Raw genomic sequence first — 22,844 nt, forward strand, 5'->3', positions numbered from 1 at the left:
AGCTACTTTCGTTTGGACAAAAACTAATTTTTAGAGTTATATTGCTGTTATATTATAGAATATTTCATTACCCTGATTTTATATTCTAATACATCTAAAAAATCGTCCCTTTGTAATCTAAATTTCTTCGAGTTAAAACATGGCGCAGCAATTGTGATGGCAAAAATGTTTTAACTATATTATATTTAAAACAATACCTTTATCATCATCGTTTATAAGTATGCTTAAGTGACTAGTACAAATTAATTTGAATTATTTAAAGTAATAACCCGTGACGATCGTCTACAAATGCATGGATGCTACTCATACCTTAAACATGTCTTATAAAAAAACATCTTCAATATCCGAGGTCGTCAAAAACTATGGCTCACAATTGCTTCGTTTCATCAATGGAAAGGTTAAAAAGATAGAGGATGCTGAAGATATTTTGCAAGAAGTATGGTATCAGACAAGCCGGCTTTCTAATATCGACCAGTTGGAGAATATGAGTGGATGGCTTTATGCGGTGGCTAAAAATAAGATAACAGATCTATATCGTAAAAAGAAACCAGAATCTTTGGAAGATCATACCTATGAAGATGATGAGGGAAAGATACAGATTAAAGAAATATTACTGGCTGATGATACAAATGATGCCGAGCTGAAAATGTTCAAAGATCTTTTTTGGGATCAGCTTATGAAAGCTTTGGATGAATTGCCCGAAAAACAGCGAAATACATTTTTATGGCATGAGATTGAAGATATGACGCTACAGGAAATAGCAGATCAGGAAGGAGAAAGCATAAAGACTATCATCAGTCGTAAAGGATATGCTGTGAAGCATCTTAGAGAAAGGCTTCGCGTGCTTTATAATGAAATTTAATATTAAAAGATAACTTATGAACAATAGATTTAGTGGCAATAAAAAGAAAAAACTTTTTTTTATGATCCCTTGCGGAATCACACTTGCCTTATTATTTGTATGGGGAGTACAGTTACTCTGGAATGTACTTATGCCCGAAATATTTGGTTTAAAAGTAATCTCCTTTTGGCAGGCTTTTGGTCTTCTACTCTTATCGAAGATTCTTTTTGGTGGTTTTAGATTTAAAGGCCGTAGAGGTGACATGTGTCATGGACATGATTTTAACAACCCTTCACAACAGTTCAGTGATGAGGATAGATCCAGATTCAAAGCAGAATGGAAACGTAGATTTTCAGCAGCTTGCCACGATCGGAATAGAAATGATGATGAAATTAAAAAGCAGTAAAAGGAATATAGATGAAAGTAAAAAGAGCAACGAAATTCATTTTGTTGCTCTTTTTTTATACGCTACAATTTCTTTCAGGTCCATAATACTTTGAAAAAAGATATTTTTTTTAAAGTATTATGGATTCAAGTGCGTCTTCTATCAAAAGGCCTTTAAAATAATTATAAAAAAACAAGACATGAAAAATAAAATTCGATTTATCATACCAAAGCTCTTAGGAGTAACAATCGTTGTAGGTTTATTGTCCTTCGTCATCGGACTGCTTTTTAAATTATTAGTAGCAGCTACGATCCTGAGTGCGGTAGGGATATTTATAGCTAGCAGGATGCGTAATAAGAAATCTAAAAAAATGTTGCGGGAATATTGGACCCCGGTTACGCCTGATTTTAGAACAGATAACAGTTCGCCATTGCGTCCAGTTTCTCACAAAGTTCAACACACTAATTTCGCCATTATCCCGATCAATTAATTTTAATACAAAGGCAATGTTTAATAGAAATAATAACACCGCAGACTGTTTTGCTAAATACGGAAAGTTAAAAAATCAATTCGAACAGCAATTTGGAAAGTTTAGAAATGAGTTTTCTCGTGATATACGTCCACTTGTCAATATCGAAGAGAATAGTGCATTTTTTACACTTCAACTCTATGCTGCTGGTCTCAAGAAAGAACAGTTTGAAATTGAAATAAAAGATAAAATATTGACAATTTCGTATGAAGCCCCTGTGCAGGAACAGATCGAAGAGCAGTATATGTACCGTGAATTTATTCCGCAATCTTTCAGCAGATCTTTCCAGCTGAACGAGCAGGTCTCCAATGTCAATTTAACAGCAAGTTATGAAGAGGGAATTTTAACTGTGATCCTTCCAAAAGACATCACATCTTATCGACCATCCCAACATGTTAAGGTAGGTTGATCATTACTTGTGGTTTTGTAATAAAGGAAATGGCTTAGTGAAAACTAGGCCATTTTTTCATAAAAATAATATGAATCGTTTGTTATTAACTTTTGAAGCCTTGACCAGTTCTATGTTTTTCTCAATGTAAGAGGGAGCACATACTTTTTTAGCCTTATAGAGTCGGTCAAGTTACTCAGCTAGGGACATTTTAGATTTAACAACAACTTTTTTGTCATTAACATGATTCTCTATGCAACGATATTTTACTGTTCAGCAACGTGATCATGTGTCGTATTGAAATTACTCTCTTGATCCAGCGACAGGGAGATAAATGAAATAAATGAGTTATACTTTTTAGGTATCAATTATTAATTAATTGATACTTTTTTGTTATTACATATGGTTTAGGAAGCCGTATTGATTGTTTGTTAAAATCATGATATGTAAAATTCCAGAGGTATTTTTGATTTTTTGGACAACAAAATTTCAATAGTCATATCATGAGAGATTGAAATATATAGTTTCGGGAATGTTGGAAAGCAATTTGGATTGGCAATGTATAACCAAGCTTTAACTAACGAATCTTTGGAATTGACAGCGCTAAGATCTTTGTATTTATCAAAGCCCCATAGGATGAACAGGACGATTTTTTGACGAGCAGATCTTATTTATTTAATCTTTTTTTATTATCCTAATTTTCTTGTGATTTCGGGGTATATTATTTTATATATTTTGGAAGCTACTTAGGAATGCTTCGCTTTTTTTCTTAGGTTGTCTCCATTTTTTACGCGCATAGGTTTGGAAATATGAGGGGTGAGAAATAAAATAGAGTCATTTTTTTGATGCAAAAATTGAATTAGATAATCACAAGATAGCATTTTTCAAAACTTTTTATTTGGGTAATTTTACAGCATGTTAATGGGGTAAAAAAATACAAATTACAAAATAGCTTAAAAATAAGATGGAAAATTGATTATGGGAAAAATATATGCAATAAAATCATTTAAAGAACTATCTAATGAGGAGCTGTACCAAATATTAAAGCTTAGAAGCGAGGTGTTTGTGGTAGAACAGCATTGTGTTTTTCAGGATATGGATAACAAAGATCAGGAGAGTTTACATGTTATGTGCTATATAGATGACAAGTTAGCTGCATATACTAGAGTTCTTCCGGAAGGATTGAGTTTTGAGGAAGTATCTATAGGAAGAGTAATTACATCTCCGCTTTATAGGGGGCTTGGATTAGGAAAAGAAATAATGGAACAATCAATAGCGGTTTGTGAAAAGCTGTTTGGTATTACGCCTATACGAATTGGTGCACAGCTTTATCTGAAAAAATTTTATAACGAATTCGGATTTGTGGAAATTGGTGATGTATACATTGAGGATGGTATCGTACATATTGAAATGGTAAGGAATTCAAATAATTAGATTAGGTTAAGGACGTTTTTAATAATGATATTGGGATCATCTTTACGCCAGTTGATGTAAAGATCTGTATAAAAAGGTAGTGAAATGAAACGAACACCTGTTGCATTGTTGAGATCATATGATTGGGGTAAAATAGAAACACCTAGCCTTTTTCTAATCAGAGGGATAATAGTTGATCCAAATTGACAAGAAATGTAGGATTCTGGATCTATGTCATAATGGGCAAAAACCTTTTTAATTAGAGTAGCATAACTACTATTTAATCCTCCATAGGTGAGTATAAACTTTTGAGCACTGAGATTAGCGTTAGAAATATCGTCGCTAGTTTTAAAATCATGATCTTCAGGGACAACAAGACAAAGATTTTCAGTACTCAGTTTTTTCGAATCAATAAATGGGGAGTGGTTGATATCTCTGCTGAATAACATATCAATTTTGTAATTTTTTAGTGATTCTTCTTCCTCTTCATAAGCAAGCTGTAGCAGCTCTATTTTTAATTTCGGAAAAACGGACGAAATTTTTGATATCATGTCGGGCAGGACCGCTGAAGACAAGGAATCTGGATATGCCAACTTGAGTGTGCCACACTCCCCTAAATGGATTTGAAGAGCTTGCTGCTGTATGATATTAAGATTAATGAGTTCTGCTTTCCACTTATCCTTTATAAACATACCTGTGGCCGTTAATTTTACATTTCTCTTGTCTCTATAAAAAAGTTTGAGATTCAATTCGCTTTCCAAGGCCATAATCTGCCTGCTAAGTGCTGATTGAGTAATACCTACTTTTTCAGAAGTATTCCAGAAATGTAGTTCATCGGCTAATGTAAGAAAGTATTTAATCTGCTGAATATCCATCATGCAATTTAATCAAAAATCGGATATGTCATTGATAATTGAGATATTTAATACCTGTATTAGCACTTACGTAAGGTAGAATTTTTGTGATTGTAGAAGCTAAAGAAAATATGAAATGTTTAAATTATGAATTGGAATTTTTACCAGATAAGATAACACTATGCAAAATATAGCAATAAAAAGAGTCACTCTTGATGACATTACAGTACTGCAGAAAATCGGCAGAGAAACATTCTTTGAAACATTCTCCAACAGCAACTCGGAGGAAAATATGCAACAATATTTAGAAGATGGTTTTTCTGTTAAAAAGCTCACGGAAGAATTAGGGAATAAGGACTCTGAATTCTATTTTGCGGTACATGATGAATACGTAATTGGTTATTTAAAACTAAATTATGGAAGGTCACAAACCGAATTGAAAAATGAAGCGAGTTTGGAAATCGAACGAATTTATGTATTACAGAAATATCAAGGAAAAAAAATTGGCCAAATACTATATGAAAAAGCAATTCAGATTGCACATGATAAACAGGTCAAATATGTATGGTTAGGTGTTTGGGAACAAAATCTGCGAGCGATTAATTTTTACAAAAAAAATGATTTTATCGAGTTTGATAAGCATATTTTTAAGTTGGGTAATGACGCGCAGACTGATATTATGATGAAAAAAAATATTACCATATAACGATCTTTTTTTTAAGTAATTTAATATCATATTGTAACTTCATAAGTTTCTATATAGACATGAATAGGTTCTTTGCATCTTTTTACTCGTAAAAGATTTCTATTGAGTAAGTAGCATTGATGCGATCGGCTGTAAATCTAGAATTGCTACTATCTTTTAAGGAGAGGCTTAATACTGGGAAGTCTATGTTAATTTTCCAGAAGCCAATTAATTCCTACGACCAACATGATGATGACGGCAATTACATATTTTATTTTGATCACTTGTTGTTTTCGATAAGCAATGTAAATACCACAGGCCATAATAATAGCAAAGGCAATGATAATCCAGCCAAATGAGAGATTATTTCCAAGTTTAATTTCCATTATAATTCTAGTATTGATTTAAATGTTGATGATGTTGTAAAATGAATGTTATTTAATCTTTTTCAATAATAACATTGGTTATTTTATAATTGAAATTAGTATTGTCTCGTTCGCTTTCAGGTTTTTCTAACTCAGTGTAATGTACTGTACCTGTCATTTTATATGTAGTATGTTTTTCGAGATTAATCTTTTCTCCAGTATTATCAACAACGTAAAAATCTTTAAGTGAGTATTTTTTTTGGTCCATTGGAATCTCAAATAACACGTTATTCTTATTCGTTCCAATACGAAGAATAACACTGGTTGCAGTAAATTTTTGCGAGCTGAATGCACTGGATTTTACAACGAAATTCATCGGTATGAACGTTGATTTACCTGATGAAAAAGTAAATAGGGGAGCATCAAATTCACCAATTAATGTTATAGATTTATCCTCATTGTCATAATTGGATTCCATTGCTTTAATGGTATCGATGGATGAACCATTGCAAGAGGATAGGGATATAAGACCGAGTGATACTAACAGCAGAGCTGGTATTTTTATTTTTGTTGCCATATAGCGTTTTATTATTGTATGGTTAGTTCTCTGTTTTTATAAAAATACAATGTTATTGAATAAATTTTGAACAGCATTTTAAATTCGTTATAAGATGGGCTTCTATGTAAAAGAGGGTGATTGTGAAGGAGTGTATAAAAAAGGAAGTATTCAACTATGACACTTCCTTTTTTATGATATTAAATCAATGAGAACCATTTTTGGTAAAGATGTCCGATAAATGGCAACTCTTTTTCTTCTCCTTTAACAGCACTTAGGATACCTAAAACAAGCATCACAAGAATAGCAATTCCGATGACAGATACTAAAATATTACCAACCATGGGAATAAATCTTAAAATGCCGGCAACTAGTGCAGTAACGGTTATTCCGATACTTTGGCGAATATGAAATCTTCCTAAATTGGTCGCATTTTTACTATTCATAACAAGTGCGGCGACAAGGCCGATGATGGTTAAATAGGCTATTATTGCAACTGTCTTTCCATTGTTTGTGTCTGCCGAAAACTTTTTATTCTCTCTCATAACTAATTATTTTATTTTCTCCAAATTTAGAAGCTTTGCCTTTTTGAAACTATAGCCGAAATTGGGGGTATTTATAATACGAGAATAGTATTGGGATTAAAATGATCTCAATAACCTAGAAAGTCGGCACTGTATAATGAAAAGAGTTGGTTAGACCAATATTTAATTCTTTTGATGAAATGTTCAGTACTATTTTTGGTTAATCACTATTCACGCTCCAATAGAAAACATCGCGATATAAACCTTTTTATGATGTAATCGATATCAACGAGATGAATCAAGGTATGGTTTGTTAATTATCAAAATCTAAAGCTTATATCTTAGATTTTGATAATTATTTTTTGAAAGGTGAAATTTTGATCACATAACAGCGGCTGTACTGTGTATCGTTAGCTATGATCATTATACAGTGTAATAGACATGTAAATCGGTCTTGAATAACATAAATAGATCTGTTGTAGCTATTTCAATTATTAAAAAAACTATTTTGATCATTCTTATTGATTTATTGCTGGTATAGCGGTAATGGTTTTTGTTGTAGCTAAATTGATCAACAGATTTAGCCTGTCTTTGTATGTCTGCGAAATTTCTCCACTTATGTTCGGATCAAATAATTCTTTTTTTGAAATTGGCACACTGTAAGGAAGTGGCCATGCCCGGAGTGATTTGGCGATAGCATCCATGGTATTGATTCCTTGCATCGCTTGTACCCCATCTGCCCAACATACTAGAGCCACTGTTTTATCTGTTAGGTATGGATTATTTTTCTTAGCACTTACCTCTAGCCAGTCTAAACAGTTTTTCATGACCCCAGGGATGCTTCCATGGTATAATGGAGCTAACCAGAAGTGTATATCGGCCTCCCGAAACAGGTTGTTCATAACCTGTACACCATTAGGTATTCTGGTCAATGTACAGTCGAATAGCGGAATACCACTATCTGCAAGGTCAAATATGTGACTTTCAATGCCGAAATTTTCTAATCCTGATTTTATGTGTCTGGATAATAGGTTTGAGGTAGAAGATGATCTTCGTTCTAATGCTCCGTTAAATATTATTGCTTTCATAGCGCTTATTTTATTATTTAAAAATGACTTTAGGCAGACCGATTTCACCATACATAAGTGTTCTTACAATAGGTTTTAAACGTTGAGTTGCTAACATATAGAGTGCGGGATGTAAATCAGGCCGTGCGCGGAGGACTACTTTTTGATTTTTAAATGATGAGATAGATGCATTTTCAATATTTGATTTCCACAGTTCTAATTTCATAGAATCAACATCTATGAAATCAAAATGAGCGGCATGAGGTTGTAGTTTATCGGCTATAATCATATATACCCAGGGTGGAATAATGGCATCAGCTGAACAGTACACTGCAACTGTTTTTGCCACAAATACGGAAAAATCAATTTCTGAAATAGCTATTTTGAATTCTTTCTCTTTTACAATCATGCCCATAAAAAGTAGGTTTTTAATATCAAATTCTGCTATTTCATCTGCTGGCATAAAGTCCAGCAGATCGAAAGCGATTATGCCAGATGCAGTTACTTTATTTATAAATTGTTCCTCTGCCATTTTGCGTTTATTTATAGATGGTTGCACTAATTTAAATTGTTGAAAGAGCCTCTTCGTATTTTTTTTCAACAGCAGCCCAGTCTAATACTGACCAGAAAGCATCTAGATAATCGGCTCTTTTGTTTTGATATTTGAGGTAATAGGCATGTTCCCAAATATCCACCCCTAGTATAGGCAATCCTCGATTTTTTACATTAATATCCATCAGTGGATTATCTTGATTTGGCGTACTGCTAATCGCTAGCGCACCACTGTAGGAAACAAATAACCAAGCCCAGCCTGAACCAAACTGTCCTAATCCTAGTTTTTTAATTTCTTCTTTAAGTTGATCAAGACTACCAAAGCTCCGGTTGATGGCCTCGACCAATCTTCCTTCAGGAGTAGTTTTTGCTGTGGGTGAAAGGATACTCCAGAAAAGGGAGTGATTATAATGACCGCCTCCATTATTACGCACCGCTGGACTGTATTTACTGATATGTTTAATTAAATCAGGAAGTTCCAGGTTTTTGATGTCGTCTTGTTCAAGTGCCTTGTTTAAATTATCCACATATGCTTGATGATGGCGACTATGGTGGATGGTCATAGTCTGGGTGTCAAAGTGGCTCTAGTGCTTCGTAGGTATAGAGAAGGGCAGGGAGTTCAAATTTGCTCATAGTATAACTGTTTTAATTAAATCCTTGAACAAATTTAAAGAGATTAACTTAATAAAGCAAGTTTAATCTTGTTTTATTGTGGGGCTAGAAATTATGTTGATATAGGCTTCAATTTGGCACGTAAAAATTACAGCTTGTTGAGCAGCGAAGAAGAATTGCAACGATGTACCTATAGAAAAACTGTTCTTAAATTCAAGTATGGGTGCTCATGGCACGGAATATTCGGAGTTTAAAATCTTGAGGAAAGCAAATTTAAACGACAGTTTTTAGATATTATTAAAGGTATAATGTTTTATTTATCTTAATATAGATTGCTAAGTATAGTTCAATAGATTTGGATTCACATTAAATTTAGTTGTTTTAGTCTATCAAAAGTTTCTGGGAATGATATTACTTGTTTAGCACTTGCTTTGGAAAAAATAAAGTTAAATATTTTTTTCAAAGCAAATGCTACTTGCGATACCTGTATATTGACCATAGTTTGGAATTATAGTAAATGCATGTTTTTTATATAAACCAATGGCTTCAATCATCTTATTACCGGTTTCTAAAATACATCGTTTATAATCCAATTCTTTTGCCCAATGCTCCAATTCTTTTAATATTGTGCCGGCAATTCCATTTCCTCTTTGTCCAATAGAAACAAACATACGTTTAATCTCGATCGTGCTTTCCTCATATTCTTTTAATGCACCACACCCCACAGGTTCGTCATTTATATAAACAATGACAACATGCTTAATCAATTCTATTTTGTTGTACTGCGCAAAAAAATCATTTATATCACCATTTTTAATAGCGAGATCTTGGTCTAATTGGATTGTTAGAGTTTTAAAATCTTGATGATCTGAATTTGTTCTTAATATGCTCCACATATGCTTGCTTATAATCTATAAATAACTATTATTTTCCTTGTAAATCTAAGTTCTTAGTCTTTTAACTTATTTTAATGGTAAATTCCATCGCTTTTTTAGGCCGTATTGTAGTTGATATATAGCCGTTTTCAGGCTTTCTGATATAATCCAGATAGTCCTGCATAGAAGGCTGAAAGCCCTGGACATCATCGACTATAATAACTGCACCCTTTTTTAGATTTGGTTCCAATAACTTGAAAATAGGAAAAACAAGATCCGGCCATCCGTCAAGCAGTACAAAATCAATAGGTTCGTTTATGTTTCTTAAAGTTTCTCTAGCATCGCCCTCCCATATGTCTGCGTACTCCGATAATCCTGCTTCTTCAATATTTTGTCGCGCTATTTTGACTTTATGCGGCATAAATTCTGTGGATATCACTTTTCCACCATTGTCTTTTGCCGCTTTTGCAAGGTAGATCGTTGAAATCCCAAAAGAAGTTCCGAATTCGACAATGTTTTTGGCATTTAATGCCCTAGCCTGCATATATAAAAATGTACCTTGGTAAGGCAATATGGGGATATATTTGTCATCATAAAAAGATTCTTTTTCCATTTTCCAATCAATTCCTTTTCCAAACATTTTGAATGCTTTTGGTAGGAAATGAAATACCATTGACCATCCTTGTTTCAATGCTTCTGTATATAGTCTGGAAAGTGTGGCTTCTATTTTTGAATCATCTAAAAAAGCGAATAATTCCGGTTTTACTTTAGGCATATTATTTTGGTTAAGCGTAAATATTGTTTTTCACTTAATGAAGCAGATTTCTTTAAATGCTAACTTTGATTTCTATACGTTTTTACGTAAATTTGTGCTCCGCTTGCTCATAGACATATTAAAGGTAGTTATTTTTATGACATGCGTTTACCTTATAAATTAATGCTAAATTGATTGAATTCGTTAATGTCGTGATAACCAAAAACTTTTATTTCAGGATTTTGAGCGACAAACTGACGTATGTTGTTTAATGTTGCTATTCTGAGCTCATTATTGTCGGCTCTATTTTCCGCGAGCTTACACACCGGATGAGTATCATCCTTTAACTCCTCTCGAAGATAATAGGCATCTGCAACGTAAAAAAGGCTACTCGAATCAAGATCTATTGCTATCCCGCAATGACCGTGGCTATGTCCAAACAAAGGGATGAACGATAAGCCTATTGAACCGACGTTGATGGGTCTGGATTCAAGCCCGTACCAATTACTTTCTGATGGCCCATAAGTTACGATCTTTGGATTATGGAGCAAGGGTGTTTGCAGATATCTTGGGTTTCCAGAATTGAAATTAATATATTCTTCTAAACCAACATGAACTGTTGCGTTCGGAAAGTCGGGAAGACCTCCAATATGATCGTTGTCCAAATGTGATATAATACAATCGGTAACTCTTGAAGGATCTAAACCTAGCTTTTCGATTTGACGAATAGCAGTTTGAGATTCGTCAAACCGGTAGCCAACCATTTCAATAGCTTCTTTACCAATCCGTTCGATAGGATTTTGTATGTCAGCTAATCCAATTCCTGTATCGATCATTATGAGTCTGTTTTTAGTTTCCAATAATAGGCAGTGACCTATAGCCCTAAGATCCATTGGAGACTGGATTTCTACACAATTTAGATGATGTATTTTTATTTTTTCCATTATGAGTTGTTCTATAAGACAAAGAAAAGGTCCCTGTTGTTGGTATCATAGAACTGTAGCGACATTATTGTTGATGTTTCATAATACGCAGTGGGCCTATATCTTCAATTTTGTGAGTTTCATAACTATTTTTGGGCAATTGTAATTCTAAAAATTCTTTTGGAGAAAAGCTGGAAAATAATTTAAATTCTCTACAAAAATGTGAGTGATCTGCATATCCAAGTTTATATGCAATATCACTTAGTCTATTGTACTGCCCGTTTCTTAATAACTGGAGGGATTTCTGAAATTTAACAATTCTGAAATATGATTCAGGACTGACACCTACTTCTTCTTTGAATTTACGCTGAAATTGCCTTCTGGATAGACAATATTGCTGAGCCAATAAAGCGGAATCAATGTGACTTTCACAATTACGGATTCTATGGATACTTTCTTGGATGATGTGCTCCTTTTTTGCCCGTAAGAGCTTTTGATAAATTTCTTGACTGAATAACTCAACAAGATGCTGGACAGATCTAGCTTCTAATAATCTTTCGGTGAAGGTTTTTGAAAAAAAAATATTCATATCCACCAGTGAATCGGTCAGTTCGTAACTGTTAATCGAAAATAATTGTTTGACTGTGGCAGGTTGAAAACTGACGCCAAAGATGCTAGATTGTCCATGTATGAGGTTGGTACAAGGGCTGGCGCTCTTTTGACCGTACATAAAAGTAACGGGTAGCGGGACAGTATCCCTATATAAGTTTGAATTTCCGTTGTTATGCTGAAAAATTATACCCGGTGCTCCGTCAGCAAAGATTTTATAGGATTCAATAGCGGAAGAGGAATTAGGGACAACAGTGTGCCAGAATTCATAAACTACACTTCTTAGATCCGGTGGAGGTTGTATTTTTGATATTTTCATATTTTGACCTTTAAAATGAATTTGTTGTGTTATGCATGGGCAAAAAGCATTTTAATATTGTCTATGCAATTCTACACTAACCAAATCTGAAATAAGGGGTGTTTACAAGTAAACCACCCCTGTGATAATCATTTAACTAAGATAGTTATTGCATTCGTTTTTATCATTTTCCACTTTCATTTTCCTCATGTCTTTCTGTGGCCGATTTATCTTCTGCTACACCAGATTTCCAGTAGGAATACGCATAAAGTTCTTCTTGTTTCCAGCCTTTTTCTTTTCGTAAATAATGACGTATTTCTTTCACAGAAGAAAATTCTGCCGCTACATAACCCGAGCGGGAGTGCTCTGGAAGTGATTGTTGTTTAACAACTGTTGCTATGTTACTACCTAATTGAGGACTGGAGTTGTAGAGCCAAATAAATTTGATATCCGCTCTGGTCGATAATTGCTGTTCATCCTCTTTGCTGTGTACTTCGACGATACAGATACCTTTAGCTGTCTCGGGCAGATCCTCTAATATTGCTCCAAGTACCGGAATGGCAGTTGCATCACCTACTAGGAGATAGTTCGCTGCTTTACCGTATAATTCACTTTTACCATCTTTCATTAAAACACCCAGTAGATCACCTTTTTGAGCATGAATGGCCCAAGAAGATGCAGGTCCTTCATCACCATGTGCAACAAAGTCAATATAAATTTCTTTTTTTTGAAGATTGATACCCCTATGTGTGTAGGTTCGAACTATAGGGCGAATCTCATCGGGTTGGGGTTTCCACTGCTTTTTGTCATAATCAAATTCTGGAAAATAAACAGTGCCGATCCCCGCGGGAGGTATAAGTATCTTGTTATTGACTCCGATTGTCGTATTACTGAATGATGGAACACTTTCGCCCGTGAGGTATATGCGAATATAATGCGGTGTAATATATGCTTTACGGCTTACCGTTAATGTAGCCTGTAGGGGTTTGAAATTTTGTTTACTCATTTTATACGTTTGATTAACTTATTTGCTTAATGGTCTCTTGAAAATCTGCAACGTGATTATTCATTTTGGGCATCTGCATTTGATGGGAATAATGATAAGCCGAGCGTTGCATATCCAATCCTACTATTAAGAATAATTCTAAATAATTTATATATTTGTGCAAATATAAGAAGTTAATTACCCTAAAAAGGTCTGTGAAAAGGAATAAAAGATCCGCGAGAAGGAGAAACTGAATCAAAATTTAACATATAATGACGCTACGATTGTACAATACCGATATCTCTAATTTGCTTTTGGAAAAAGAGTATCCGGATGTTTTACCTGCATCGGATGGTGGAATACAGGAATATACAACTCATCTCGAACTTCCAATCGGAAAGGGATGTTACCGTGAAATATATTTTGAGGGAGTACATATTGGTTTTGGTGATGCTATTTTGTCCAACAATCTAATGCTGTACTTTGAAAGTGATTTTGAAACAGTAGAGATGCATTTTGCTCTAAAAGGTAAAAGTACTGCGATCACAGATCATTTTAAAAAAGAGGTAAGTTTTGATTCTCACCAACATAATATCATATATGCCAACCAGCTACATGGGAAGATGAAATGGGAAAGTGATGTTTTTCAGTTATTTGAAATTAATTTGGCTCCGTCATTCTTTAAAAGATTTCTTCCGGAGGATACTCTTTTATTTGACAGATTTCGAAATGCAATTGAGAAGGGATATTCTGAGACAATAAGTGTGGAAAATAATCGAATTAGTCGTCAGATGTATGAGATTATAGATGACATTATGAACTGTCAGAGAAAAAATGCTTTTAAAAGAATGTTTCTCGAGGCAAAGGTAATTGAGCTCCTATTGTTGCAGTTTGAACAACTGAGCGAAGTGGCTCACATCCATGTTTCTTTAAGAAAGGAAGATATTCATAAAGTGTATGCGGTGCGGGAGTTTATTATGAATAATCTCAATAATGCTTGTTCATTGATTGAGCTGGCACATCATGTTGGTACAAATGAGTTTACACTTAAAAAGGGTTTTAAAGAGCTGTTTGGAACAACAGTTTTTGGATTTTGGACGGATGCTAAAATGAATCAGGCTAAACTGATGATTACCGAACAGGATATGAGTATCAGTGAGGTTTCGGACAGTATAGGATATAAAAATCCACGTCATTTCTCGGCGGCTTTTAAAAGAAAATTTGGTGTTATCCCGAGCCAGTTTAAAAAGTAAACTACATCGGTCTCATTTTTAGATGAATACCATCCTCACATAATATGTTAAATTTATTCACTATTGTTAATAGTAAATAAAGGTTTAGCGTACAAATATGTAAAGCACCGATATAGTTTCTTGTTATTTATTCTGTACCGCGGTTTGTCTTCTTCATTAATATTCTAGCTTTTCTTAATTGCAACGTGGCATGATGGAGTAATTTGGCATTATATAAAATCCATCCGCCTATCATTCCGATGACGCTTCCGATAAAAATATCAATCATACGTGCAAAAAAGATCTCGTTGGTGTCTTGCGTTAACTGTTTACCAGATTCAGAGAGGAAAATAGTTAGGATCGTAATAAAAACAACTGCAATTGCATAATTCCTTACGACTAAGAATTCTACGATGACTTGCAATAGGGTAATACTTATGACCATAATAAGTGGCGTTGGGTTTCCTGACGCAATTAGCCAGGTAATTCCAAGACCAACTAATGTTCCGGTTATACGCTGTGTTGCTCTAAGCCAAACATGCTTAGAGCTACTTCCCTGCATTACCGCTAAGCAAGAGATGGGGATCCAATATGGTTTTTCAATGTTTAACGAAAATGCTACAGCTAAAGAGAAAGCCATAATGAGTCCAAAAATGAGAGATTCTACAATATTGGTGTAACTCGATTTACGATGAATGCTATTTTCGGGCTGATTATTCTTTTTTAGAGTCAGTAAGCTATATATTAAACCGATACCACAGGTTAATATGGTTCCCATTGCAACATAACCAATTTTTTCGGCTATATTTTCAGGTTGAAAAGGGGAACAAATGGCAGTAGATGCCAGCATGATGAAGAAGAAATTGCCTGGTGGACGGGTAAGTTGAAGCTTATGCAGGGAGTAATGTACTCCGAAGGAGAAAAGACCCAATGCAATAGGAGCAATCATTGGGTTGAACGAAAATAACAATCCAACCGAAAAAGATAGCATAAGCCCAAAACAACAAGTCATCAGTAAGATCATGCGTTCGATAAGCTTATCTGATTGAATGTATAAGATTGATAGTCCAGCTAGGGATCCCAGCTTTCCAGCTTCAATGTTGTCCATATACCAGCCCAGAATCATAGGAATGCCTACACTTAATCCTGCGACGATGGGAAGATGCCATTGTCTACTTGTTTTATTAAATTTAAAAAACGATTCCATGAGTTCTTCTTTTTGACCCGGTTTCTCTAACGAATTAGTTTGTCGCTCTAATTTAAAAACCAAACAAAGGTAATGATGTTTTTTATTTCTGATAATTTTCCATTCTCATTTTAGACTTTTGACGGTTTAAGCAAAAAACTGGAAGTAGTATTTTATGTTTTAATTGAATATCTAAATGGAAAGCTCATTGTGAGTCTGCTCTCTTTAGTTTATTTCCGATTACTAATAAAGTTAAACCTATACAGAGGGATAAGATAAAATAGCAGATCGCTAATGTCTGTTGGTCACCAACATTCAATAGACTGACCAGGCTGTAGCTGGCAAAAGAAGTCACGATATAAGCCCCGCCACTGGTTAATCCACCTGCTGCGCCTGCATATTGTGGGAACCGTGTCAAACAATAGGTGAAGTAGATGTTGTACATAAATCCCATCAGGAAATGCATTAATAAAGCAAAAAACATCAGAGAAAATAAGCTGTAATACCAGAATGCTGTTGCAAACATTAAACAGGCTAATGTGGCTTGTCCGATTGTTGCTAGTCGTAGTTTTTTTTGCATAGACTTTGCTAACATAGCTTTACTCAGTAGGCCTCCGAACAGTAAAAATAAGCCAGAAAGAAGAGACATATTTCCGGTCATGACAGGAGAAAAATTAAAGTCATGCTCGATCATAAAAGGTGCAGACATCCCAAATACAATAGCCATAGCGTAACTGAATCCCAATAGCACGATGCCCATGCTGAAGTCTTTAGTGCTCAACATCACTTTAAAAGCATTAACTGTACCCGAAATGCGGTAGGGTTTTTGTTCTTTTAGTGTTTCTCCTGTAAACCGGTATTCCAATAGAAACATAATGAGTGCATAAATAGCAAGGAAATAAAAATTTCCTTTCCAGCCAACATAATTTTGCAGAAACCCGCCTAAGAATGGTGCAAGAATGGGGGCGGAAGACCATACAATAGATAGTAATGAGGTGTAATTTTTTAATTTGTCACCGTCATAAACATCCACGAGAAAGCTACGTTTGGATACCATAATAATAGAAATGACTAAGCCTTGGATGGCCCGCATACCGATTATAAAATAAATATTGGAAGAGTTGATCAGTAAGATATTGCTCAGGATAAATAGTACTAATGCTAACATGCTTAATCTGTAACGGCCATAACTGTCCACTAAACTTCCTAGAAGAAGTTGTCCCAGTCCATAAAAAATGAGATAAACTGTCAGGGTTAATCGGACACTTGATATGGAGGTTCCCAATGCGGTTACCATATCCGGAAAAGAAGGGATGTAAATGTCCATCGCAAAACCGGAAAGCGGTATAAGCATAAATGTCAAAATAGTACTGATACCCTCGTGTTTCTTTTCTTGTCTTCTCATCCTAAAATCATATTATCTTGATCAACCTGTTTCCTTAATGCTGTCAGCAAAATTAAAGGAAGATCGATGTATTAAAAAGACAGGATTCAAAGTTATTTTTACGAAAATCAAACTTGTTTCATAAATCTTTCGCGGTGAATTTTAGGCGTAATAAGCGCATGCTTTTTAAAGAAGGAAGTAAAGTGTTGCGGATATTCAAAACCTAGACCCTGACCGATCTGTCCGATGGTCCAGTCGCTATTTTCCAATAGTTTTTTACCCTCTAATAATAAGCGTTCCTGAATATGCTGAGAAGTCGACTTTCCGGTCATTGCCTTAAGCAGATGGTTGAGATGATTGATATGGGTATTTAAACGATTGGCATAATCAGCAGGACTTTTTAAATACAGAATCTGTTGCGGTGACTCTAGTGGAAACTGATTATTTAATAGGGTGAAAAACTGATGTACTAATCGGTTGCTTGCCGGAATGCGCTGTCCATCGATGGTTTCGCGATGTACTTTGATAACGTTGTAGATAATGAGACGCAGTATGCTGTCAATGATTTCATTTTTAAACATATGTCCATCCATATGTTCTGACGCAAGTCTTTCAAAATAAAAAAAGAGCTCCTGGAATTTTGCCTGATCGAGATGGATGTAGGTAAACGGTTTCGCTATCATCTCTTCATGCACGCGGTCGAATTCTAGTTTCATTTCTTTGGTTAAAAATGATTCATTGAAAAGGCAGACGTAACCGTCCTGATTTGCAGCAAGTGGTTCCCAGCCATAATTGACTTCCGGGCGTGAGAAGAATATGGTGGGCCGGTCTACTTTTAGCTCACCCTGATCTGTAATTAAAATTCCGGGATTCTGTGTGAGTGTTATTTTGTAATAGTCTCTGCGTGCATAGGGGAGACTTAGCATACAGCTCTCCGTTTTGATGACATTGAAATGTAAAGCATTCCGTTGAGAATGGATGAGATCTAAAGGGATTTCTTTCTTTATATTGGTATAATAACCTAATAAATCTTCTGTTTGCATCTTTTTAATTAATTACATAATTCAAAGATAGTGAATTGCTTTTTTATACGGAGAGAGTAGTTGAAATGTTGTGTATTTATTACAGCTGCTTGCATAGTTTAATTATTTTTTAGGGATAATTTCTACCCATTTTTTTTCCAAGTATAGGGTCGTTCCTTTGATTTTGGTTGCATCTATAAATGTGGCTTGAACAAAGTTCCCAGTGATATTTTTATATTTTAATTTTAGGCCTTTCTCATCCAAGCCGAAAGTTTCATAATAGGCGCCTAATGGAAGTTTAAAGGGATTGTTCTTAACGTCGTTGGTGAAAATGGATAGTAAAAATAGTCTTTTGGAATTGGTGTCAGGATTTTCATAGCCAAATATACGATGATCAAGTCTCATATTGGCGTTTAGCGTTAGGATGCTATCCGAAGTATTCAGATCCACGTAGGCCTTTGTTACATCATCTGCAGAAACTGTAACAGATGCGTTGTTTTCTGATTCTATGCGCGCTAATGTATCGATTTTTGGAACCTCTATTTTTGTTGGAAAATCAACTGTATCTACTCTTAAACTGTCTTTACTAATTTTTCTTTCATCTACCTTTTTTGATTTTGAATTGTTGCAACTTAAGATCAAAAAAGGTAGTAAACCGATTATTGTTTTAAACTTCATGTTATTCGTTTTTTAATATTTTATCAATTCTGTTACTGTATCAAATCGATATTTAATATGTGCCTCTTTGTGTATCTATTTCTCAGTCTTTTTGAATATAACAATTTATTTTTTAAAGGATATGTGGTTTAGCTCTTTGGTTTAATAACCGTAGATAGGTGCCACGATAATTATCAAGAAAACAACTATGCTATAGTTTTTGTTGGTGCTAAGCTAACATACCTTAGAATGCCGTTTACAGGAGCGTAATCTAAACTGGATTCGCATTTGGAAGATCAATTAAAATAATATTTCGGTTGATTCTAAAGGAGAGCGTGTTAATGTATTGTAGACACATATATCAGGAATGCATATGATATTTGAGTGAACGAATTGAAGAGTGATTAATTAAGTAAGATGAGACGTTTTGGGAATTAAAACATCTATAAAGAGCGCACATGGCTGGCGACCCTTATAAATGTTTTAATTAATGGTAATAGGATTTATAAGTATAAATACTTAAGGTTTCAAAATTTCTGCTAGTTTTTTTTCTAAATCAGCTCCTCTTAAGTTTTTGGCAATAATCTTTCCTTCGGGATCTAGTAAAAAGTTAGAAGGAATTGCGCGGATACCATATTGAGTAGAAATATCATTTTTCCAGCCTTTTAAATCAGATAATTGGGTCCAATCCTGAAGTTTATCATCTTTGATCGCTTTAAGCCATGCATTTTTACCTTTTTCATCATCTAAAGAGATGCCGATAATAGTAAAACCTTTATCCTTAAAGGTATGAAATGCTTTTACGACATTTGGGTTTTCAGCTCTACATGGACCACACCAGCTAGCCCAAAAATCTAAAAGCACATATTTGCCTCTGTATTCTTCTAATTTTACTATTCGGCCGGAAGTATCCTGCTGACTGAAAGTAGGGGCAATACTCCCCAGACCTACGGCTTTGTGTAATAATAACTGTTCGTAGTATTTTTTTCCTGCAGTGCTGTTTTTAACAGTAGATGATAGTTTATCATAAAGCGGATATATTTCTTTGTACTCAGGCGAATACCCGCCGATTGCCTGCACTACATCTAAGGCAATGGGACTGTTGGGGTTTTTGGTTAAAAATTCCTTGCGTATAGTCGTTCGTTTTTGGTTGATCTCTTTATTTGTTTCATCAATTTTATGCTTCACAGTTAAGGTTTCTTTTTCTGTATCAGGTAGGTTTCTGTACCATTCGTAAAGTTTGGTCTGCTCGTCGTTGTACGGCTTGAGCAGTGCTGTTAATTTTTGATCATCGGCATTGACTGCACCGCCTTTGATAGTAGCGTTGTTTATAGAGTCTTTACTGGATACCACAAGTTTACCTGCCTCGATGTAAAATGGAAAGGCATATCGGTAGGCCTGTCTTAGACTTGAGCCAACCAAAAGATGTGCCTTTATAGGGCTTTCTACCTCTCCGGAAAATATAAATTTACCCTGAGGATTAATGTCTACAGAATCTGTTTGACTGCCTTTAAGCAGGTAAGCTTTGTATTCCTTTTTTACAACAGGAATATGGCCCTGGATTTCAAATTTTGAAACCTGTGCTTGCGAAACAATCGGAGCAAGCAATAAAAGCAAGATGTGTTTTGTGATTTTTTTCATGTTTGTATATTTTAGTATTAATGTTGAATGCGTAAGCCGTCTAATGCAAAATATGCGGGACTTAATAATGTTTGCTCCGCATCCCGATAATTTCCATCAATTGTAAATAATATCTTGTCAACCCGCCCTAAAGGCTGCAAATCAACTTTTGTCCAGTTGGAACGAATGGTCTCCACCGTTGGGTTCTGAATATCACCACCTTTGGTCGTGCCCAGGTAGAATGTTGTGGTTCCTGTCAGCGAACCTTTAAGGTATCCTGTTATCAGCAAGCGGATATAAGTTGGAGTCTTGCTCAGAGCAGTATAGCCTGCTATTCGGGTGAGATCTTTTCCTGCTAATGTGGGCAGATACCATCGGCCATAGTCTGCTGTGGAGGTACTTGAAATGTTGGGATTCCGAACTTTGGTTCCGTCAAGCTTGTACTGTTGGGTGGCAGGATCCAATGTGCCCGAATAGTTCGATCCATAGTTTGCCAGAAGATATGTATAAGCTGTGTTAGCAATTAGTACATGTTGAGGCGCGACAGCGTCATCAAACGATAAAAATGCCTGATCATCTTTTGCGTGTCCGATGAGGTAAGTTTCTGTTCTATTGGGGGTGGTCGTGTAGACGCTAAATACTGTCGAATCTATAGCTGATCTTTTTAAATCTGCCGATACCCCTGTCGATGGTCTGAAATCTGGACTTAGGACCCAAGGGTAGGAACGGTAGTTTTTATTGGACAATGCAAAACCACTGAAATCTGTAGCACCTTTTTTTTGGATATTAATCTGTACAAAGCCTGTGGATGTGGCGCCTGATCGAAAAGGTGCATCTGGTATGCGGCTGGAAAACCTTTCCAATATGATTTCATTGAAGGTGATATCTTCCGGGTAAGGAACCAAAGCATCTTTGACCTCATCTTTGCATGATGCTGTGAGAAATGTCAGACCCAATAGTGAGAGATAACTGAGTGTTCTAAATATATTCATGTTTTGAATTAATAATTGTAAAAATAATAGTGTTGTTTACTCTTGCCCTGGGTTTTGAAATGCAGCAGGATTATTGATAATCTCGGAATTTGGGATTGGCCAAGATACTCTGGTGATATCGAAAGTTAAGCCATCTTTGATTGCTACAATCCAAGGTTGATTATCTTTTTTAAATCGGATACTAGCGAAAAATTCACTTCCATTTTCTAAGCATAATTCTAAAAATATTTCTTTAAAAATAGCGTCATAAAGCTGTTCCTGATTACCAGGCTGAAGGAGGTTGAAAGCTTGTGCTGTTCTTTTTTGTCGAAGCTCATTGATCGGCGCGATAGCTTGTGCTACGCTGGCGCCTGTACGTGCTAACAGTTCGGCTTTGAGCAGATAAAGTTCTGCAAAACGAAAATAATAGGTCGCATATTTTTCATCAACTGGTGAATTGACTTTGCCCTGATAGCTACCTAAACGCGCTAGTTTTTTAAAGGTATACCGAAAAGTATTGTCCCATGTTTCAGGAGCGCGGACTTCTCCGGTAGCAATAGGCCAGCGTGGGTCGCCAGTAAACCAGTCTGTACCGTAGCGGAGACCAGCGGTACGTGCCCCACCGGGTGCTAAAGGAAGTGTATTGCCTTGGTATATGATGCCGTAAGTGTACCAATAACCACCTGCAGAAGTACGTGAACCATCGTCCTCCAAGTATTTGACAAATAGATTTTCGGGTGATTCCCAGGATCTTTGGTATACTTGTGCTAGGTCACTCTGAAGCTGGAATTTACTACTAGCTTGTTCCATGACATTATTTATTAAAGTAAGAGCTTGTTTGAGCGGTTCTGTTTCATTGCGGTAGCCTGACCGATACAAAAGTGCTTTGGCTTTTAATACTTGAGCAAATTGCTTGGAAATATAACGTGGGCTATCAAATTGCGATGCGTGCTGTATTGCAAAATCTAAATCCTCATTAATGATGCGATAGCTTTCACCGACGGATATTCGAGGAGCCCTGACATTGTCTAAAGAAGCGGGTTTGTCTCTAAAGACAAGTCCATAAGGGCTAGCATCTTCAGCCCACCAGTAACCGAAATTCCAAAGAATGTTAAGGTTGATCCATGCACGTACAGCTTTAGCCTCTCCAAGTAACGAGTTGCGCTGTTCATTGTTGGTAAAAGCGGTTTGTGGAAGTGCTTCAATGCCTGTTATAGCGAAATTAGCAGCATTTAAGCTGCGGTAAAAGGCGCTCCAGATGGCAGATCCTCCTCCTGACTCCTGTGTATAAGATAAGTTGTAATCTGCTACACTTGAAAAGTTAATAAAACCAGCTTTGGTGGTTTGAGCTACATAAAGAGCTCCAGACCAGCTGTCATTGCGGAAAGTGGAATATATCCCATTGACAGCGGCTTTAGCTTTAGCATAATTTGTAATGCCATTGGATTCTGTGAGGGCAAATTTAGGCTGTTGATCTAAGTATTTCTCACAACCGACGAGCGATGCAAAAAATAAAACCAAGAACATATGTATGGTAAGTTTTTTCATAAGTATCAT

26 protein-coding genes are annotated in these 22,844 nt (G+C 35.5%); 7 read left to right on the top strand and 19 right to left on the bottom strand.

The genetic code is table 11. From position 1 onward, the window contains the following. The first annotated feature begins 316 nt into the window (after positions 1-316). The 5 genes from EDF66_RS08235 (at position 317) to EDF66_RS08255 (ending at position 3,577) form a co-directional block, all read left to right on the top strand. Positions 317-862, top strand: coding sequence for an RNA polymerase sigma factor (locus tag EDF66_RS08235; protein WP_237682795.1), 546 nt, complete (start codon positions 317-319; stop codon positions 860-862). 16 nt (positions 863-878) lie between these two features. Next, positions 879-1,247, top strand: coding sequence for a hypothetical protein (locus EDF66_RS08240; RefSeq protein ID WP_132841896.1), 369 nt, complete (start codon positions 879-881; stop codon positions 1,245-1,247). Between the two features lie 178 nt (positions 1,248-1,425). Next, positions 1,426-1,716 (top strand): hypothetical protein, encoded by a 291-nt coding sequence (locus tag EDF66_RS08245; protein WP_132770335.1) that lies wholly within the window; start codon positions 1,426-1,428, stop codon positions 1,714-1,716. A gap of 16 nt (positions 1,717-1,732) precedes the next feature. Then, complete coding sequence (locus EDF66_RS08250; protein WP_132841898.1) at positions 1,733-2,164, top strand: Hsp20/alpha crystallin family protein; 432 nt, start codon at positions 1,733-1,735, stop codon at positions 2,162-2,164. A 957-nt stretch (positions 2,165-3,121) separates the two neighbouring features. After that, entirely contained in the window at positions 3,122-3,577 is a 456-nt protein-coding gene (locus tag EDF66_RS08255) for a GNAT family N-acetyltransferase (protein ID WP_021189351.1), read from the top strand. Here the strand turns inward: EDF66_RS08255 and EDF66_RS08260 are convergent. Beyond that, positions 3,574-4,434 (bottom strand): LysR family transcriptional regulator, encoded by an 861-nt coding sequence (locus tag EDF66_RS08260; protein WP_207898530.1) that lies wholly within the window; start codon positions 4,432-4,434, stop codon positions 3,574-3,576. The genes EDF66_RS08255 and EDF66_RS08260 overlap by 4 nt on opposite strands. A 157-nt stretch (positions 4,435-4,591) precedes the next feature. On the opposite strand from EDF66_RS08260, the gene EDF66_RS08265 reads away from it, so the two are divergent. Next, positions 4,592-5,116, top strand: coding sequence for a GNAT family N-acetyltransferase (locus EDF66_RS08265; RefSeq protein ID WP_132841900.1), 525 nt, complete (start codon positions 4,592-4,594; stop codon positions 5,114-5,116). 188 nt (positions 5,117-5,304) lie between these two features. On the opposite strand, the gene EDF66_RS26080 is transcribed toward EDF66_RS08265, so the two are convergent. The 11 genes from EDF66_RS26080 to EDF66_RS08315 form a co-directional block, all read right to left on the bottom strand. Further along, complete coding sequence (locus EDF66_RS26080) at positions 5,305-5,481, bottom strand: hypothetical protein (RefSeq protein ID WP_021189353.1); 177 nt, start codon at positions 5,479-5,481, stop codon at positions 5,305-5,307. A 52-nt stretch (positions 5,482-5,533) separates the two neighbouring features. Beyond that, the gene (locus EDF66_RS08270) at positions 5,534-6,037 is read right to left on the bottom strand and encodes a hypothetical protein (RefSeq protein WP_132841902.1); all 504 of its coding nucleotides are present in this window, start codon (positions 6,035-6,037) and stop codon (positions 5,534-5,536) included. 179 nt (positions 6,038-6,216) lie between these two features. Further along, the gene (locus tag EDF66_RS08275) at positions 6,217-6,561 is read right to left on the bottom strand and encodes a DUF4870 domain-containing protein (protein WP_132841904.1); all 345 of its coding nucleotides are present in this window, start codon (positions 6,559-6,561) and stop codon (positions 6,217-6,219) included. A 497-nt stretch (positions 6,562-7,058) separates the two neighbouring features. Then, positions 7,059-7,628, bottom strand: a complete 570-nt coding sequence (locus EDF66_RS08280) for an NADPH-dependent FMN reductase (protein WP_132841906.1) — start codon at positions 7,626-7,628, stop codon at positions 7,059-7,061. A 13-nt stretch (positions 7,629-7,641) separates the two neighbouring features. Continuing rightward, positions 7,642-8,139: a DUF2480 family protein gene (locus EDF66_RS08285; protein WP_132770321.1), complete on the bottom strand. Its 498-nt coding sequence runs from the start codon at positions 8,137-8,139 to the stop codon at positions 7,642-7,644. Positions 8,140-8,170: 31 nt separating this feature from the next. Beyond that, positions 8,171-8,722, bottom strand: coding sequence for a superoxide dismutase (locus tag EDF66_RS08290; RefSeq protein ID WP_021192316.1), 552 nt, complete (start codon positions 8,720-8,722; stop codon positions 8,171-8,173). Between the two features lie 495 nt (positions 8,723-9,217). After that, on the bottom strand, positions 9,218-9,667 hold the full coding sequence (locus tag EDF66_RS08295) for a GNAT family N-acetyltransferase (protein WP_132770317.1): 450 nt from the start codon (positions 9,665-9,667) through the stop codon (positions 9,218-9,220). 61 nt (positions 9,668-9,728) lie between these two features. Continuing rightward, positions 9,729-10,421, bottom strand: coding sequence for an O-methyltransferase (locus tag EDF66_RS08300; protein ID WP_132841908.1), 693 nt, complete (start codon positions 10,419-10,421; stop codon positions 9,729-9,731). Positions 10,422-10,573: 152 nt separating this feature from the next. Further along, positions 10,574-11,344, bottom strand: a complete 771-nt coding sequence (locus tag EDF66_RS08305; protein WP_132841910.1) for an MBL fold metallo-hydrolase — start codon at positions 11,342-11,344, stop codon at positions 10,574-10,576. 64 nt (positions 11,345-11,408) lie between these two features. After that, positions 11,409-12,251: a helix-turn-helix transcriptional regulator gene (locus EDF66_RS08310; protein WP_132841912.1), complete on the bottom strand. Its 843-nt coding sequence runs from the start codon at positions 12,249-12,251 to the stop codon at positions 11,409-11,411. A 163-nt stretch (positions 12,252-12,414) separates the two neighbouring features. After that, a complete protein-coding gene (locus tag EDF66_RS08315; protein WP_132841914.1) occupies positions 12,415-13,236 on the bottom strand; it encodes a siderophore-interacting protein in 822 nt (273 codons plus the stop codon). A 251-nt stretch (positions 13,237-13,487) separates the two neighbouring features. On the opposite strand from EDF66_RS08315, the gene EDF66_RS08320 reads away from it, so the two are divergent. Further along, positions 13,488-14,468, top strand: coding sequence for a helix-turn-helix transcriptional regulator (locus EDF66_RS08320; RefSeq protein WP_132841916.1), 981 nt, complete (start codon positions 13,488-13,490; stop codon positions 14,466-14,468). A 127-nt stretch (positions 14,469-14,595) separates the two neighbouring features. Here EDF66_RS08320 and EDF66_RS08325 read toward each other — a convergent pair whose 3' ends face one another. From EDF66_RS08325 to EDF66_RS08355, 7 genes are all read right to left on the bottom strand, one after another. After that, on the bottom strand, positions 14,596-15,654 hold the full coding sequence (locus tag EDF66_RS08325) for an FUSC family protein (RefSeq protein WP_132770308.1): 1,059 nt from the start codon (positions 15,652-15,654) through the stop codon (positions 14,596-14,598). 184 nt (positions 15,655-15,838) lie between these two features. Next, positions 15,839-17,038, bottom strand: a complete 1,200-nt coding sequence (locus tag EDF66_RS08330) for an MFS transporter (protein WP_132770306.1) — start codon at positions 17,036-17,038, stop codon at positions 15,839-15,841. 107 nt (positions 17,039-17,145) lie between these two features. Then, a complete protein-coding gene (locus tag EDF66_RS08335) occupies positions 17,146-18,060 on the bottom strand; it encodes a helix-turn-helix domain-containing protein (protein WP_132770305.1) in 915 nt (304 codons plus the stop codon). A gap of 102 nt (positions 18,061-18,162) precedes the next feature. Further along, positions 18,163-18,717, bottom strand: coding sequence for a hypothetical protein (locus EDF66_RS08340; RefSeq protein WP_132841918.1), 555 nt, complete (start codon positions 18,715-18,717; stop codon positions 18,163-18,165). A 498-nt stretch (positions 18,718-19,215) separates the two neighbouring features. Next, positions 19,216-20,337 carry a TlpA disulfide reductase family protein gene (locus EDF66_RS08345; RefSeq protein WP_132770301.1) on the bottom strand — a complete coding sequence of 374 codons (1,122 nt, stop codon included), beginning with the start codon at positions 20,335-20,337 and terminating at the stop codon, positions 19,216-19,218. 17 nt (positions 20,338-20,354) lie between these two features. After that, a complete protein-coding gene (locus EDF66_RS08350; RefSeq protein ID WP_132841920.1) occupies positions 20,355-21,308 on the bottom strand; it encodes a DUF4465 domain-containing protein in 954 nt (317 codons plus the stop codon). Between the two features lie 36 nt (positions 21,309-21,344). Next, positions 21,345-22,835: a RagB/SusD family nutrient uptake outer membrane protein gene (locus tag EDF66_RS08355; RefSeq protein WP_165902403.1), complete on the bottom strand. Its 1,491-nt coding sequence runs from the start codon at positions 22,833-22,835 to the stop codon at positions 21,345-21,347. Positions 22,836-22,844 lie beyond the last annotated feature (9 nt).

This window comes from Sphingobacterium sp. JUb20, from assembly GCF_004342035.1.
Taxonomy (GTDB): Bacteria; Bacteroidota; Bacteroidia; order Sphingobacteriales; family Sphingobacteriaceae; genus Sphingobacterium; species Sphingobacterium anhuiense.

Coding starts and splice junctions, on each gene's coding strand:
- EDF66_RS08235 (WP_237682795.1), top strand. CDS start 317: ATGTCTTATAAAAAAACATCTTCAATATCCGAGGTCGTCAAAAACTAT.
- EDF66_RS08240 (WP_132841896.1), top strand. CDS start 879: ATGAACAATAGATTTAGTGGCAATAAAAAGAAAAAACTTTTTTTTATG.
- EDF66_RS08245 (WP_132770335.1), top strand. CDS start 1,426: ATGAAAAATAAAATTCGATTTATCATACCAAAGCTCTTAGGAGTAACA.
- EDF66_RS08250 (WP_132841898.1), top strand. CDS start 1,733: ATGTTTAATAGAAATAATAACACCGCAGACTGTTTTGCTAAATACGGA.
- EDF66_RS08255 (WP_021189351.1), top strand. CDS start 3,122: ATGGGAAAAATATATGCAATAAAATCATTTAAAGAACTATCTAATGAG.
- EDF66_RS08260 (WP_207898530.1), bottom strand. CDS start 4,434: ATGATGGATATTCAGCAGATTAAATACTTTCTTACATTAGCCGATGAA.
- EDF66_RS08265 (WP_132841900.1), top strand. CDS start 4,592: ATGCAAAATATAGCAATAAAAAGAGTCACTCTTGATGACATTACAGTA.
- EDF66_RS26080 (WP_021189353.1), bottom strand. CDS start 5,481: ATGGAAATTAAACTTGGAAATAATCTCTCATTTGGCTGGATTATCATT.
- EDF66_RS08270 (WP_132841902.1), bottom strand. CDS start 6,037: ATGGCAACAAAAATAAAAATACCAGCTCTGCTGTTAGTATCACTCGGT.
- EDF66_RS08275 (WP_132841904.1), bottom strand. CDS start 6,561: ATGAGAGAGAATAAAAAGTTTTCGGCAGACACAAACAATGGAAAGACA.
- EDF66_RS08280 (WP_132841906.1), bottom strand. CDS start 7,628: ATGAAAGCAATAATATTTAACGGAGCATTAGAACGAAGATCATCTTCT.
- EDF66_RS08285 (WP_132770321.1), bottom strand. CDS start 8,139: ATGGCAGAGGAACAATTTATAAATAAAGTAACTGCATCTGGCATAATC.
- EDF66_RS08290 (WP_021192316.1), bottom strand. CDS start 8,722: ATGACCATCCACCATAGTCGCCATCATCAAGCATATGTGGATAATTTA.
- EDF66_RS08295 (WP_132770317.1), bottom strand. CDS start 9,667: ATGTGGAGCATATTAAGAACAAATTCAGATCATCAAGATTTTAAAACT.
- EDF66_RS08300 (WP_132841908.1), bottom strand. CDS start 10,421: ATGCCTAAAGTAAAACCGGAATTATTCGCTTTTTTAGATGATTCAAAA.
- EDF66_RS08305 (WP_132841910.1), bottom strand. CDS start 11,344: ATGGAAAAAATAAAAATACATCATCTAAATTGTGTAGAAATCCAGTCT.
- EDF66_RS08310 (WP_132841912.1), bottom strand. CDS start 12,251: ATGAAAATATCAAAAATACAACCTCCACCGGATCTAAGAAGTGTAGTT.
- EDF66_RS08315 (WP_132841914.1), bottom strand. CDS start 13,236: ATGAGTAAACAAAATTTCAAACCCCTACAGGCTACATTAACGGTAAGC.
- EDF66_RS08320 (WP_132841916.1), top strand. CDS start 13,488: ATGACGCTACGATTGTACAATACCGATATCTCTAATTTGCTTTTGGAA.
- EDF66_RS08325 (WP_132770308.1), bottom strand. CDS start 15,654: ATGGAATCGTTTTTTAAATTTAATAAAACAAGTAGACAATGGCATCTT.
- EDF66_RS08330 (WP_132770306.1), bottom strand. CDS start 17,038: ATGAGAAGACAAGAAAAGAAACACGAGGGTATCAGTACTATTTTGACA.
- EDF66_RS08335 (WP_132770305.1), bottom strand. CDS start 18,060: ATGCAAACAGAAGATTTATTAGGTTATTATACCAATATAAAGAAAGAA.
- EDF66_RS08340 (WP_132841918.1), bottom strand. CDS start 18,717: ATGAAGTTTAAAACAATAATCGGTTTACTACCTTTTTTGATCTTAAGT.
- EDF66_RS08345 (WP_132770301.1), bottom strand. CDS start 20,337: ATGAAAAAAATCACAAAACACATCTTGCTTTTATTGCTTGCTCCGATT.
- EDF66_RS08350 (WP_132841920.1), bottom strand. CDS start 21,308: ATGAATATATTTAGAACACTCAGTTATCTCTCACTATTGGGTCTGACA.
- EDF66_RS08355 (WP_165902403.1), bottom strand. CDS start 22,835: ATGAAAAAACTTACCATACATATGTTCTTGGTTTTATTTTTTGCATCG.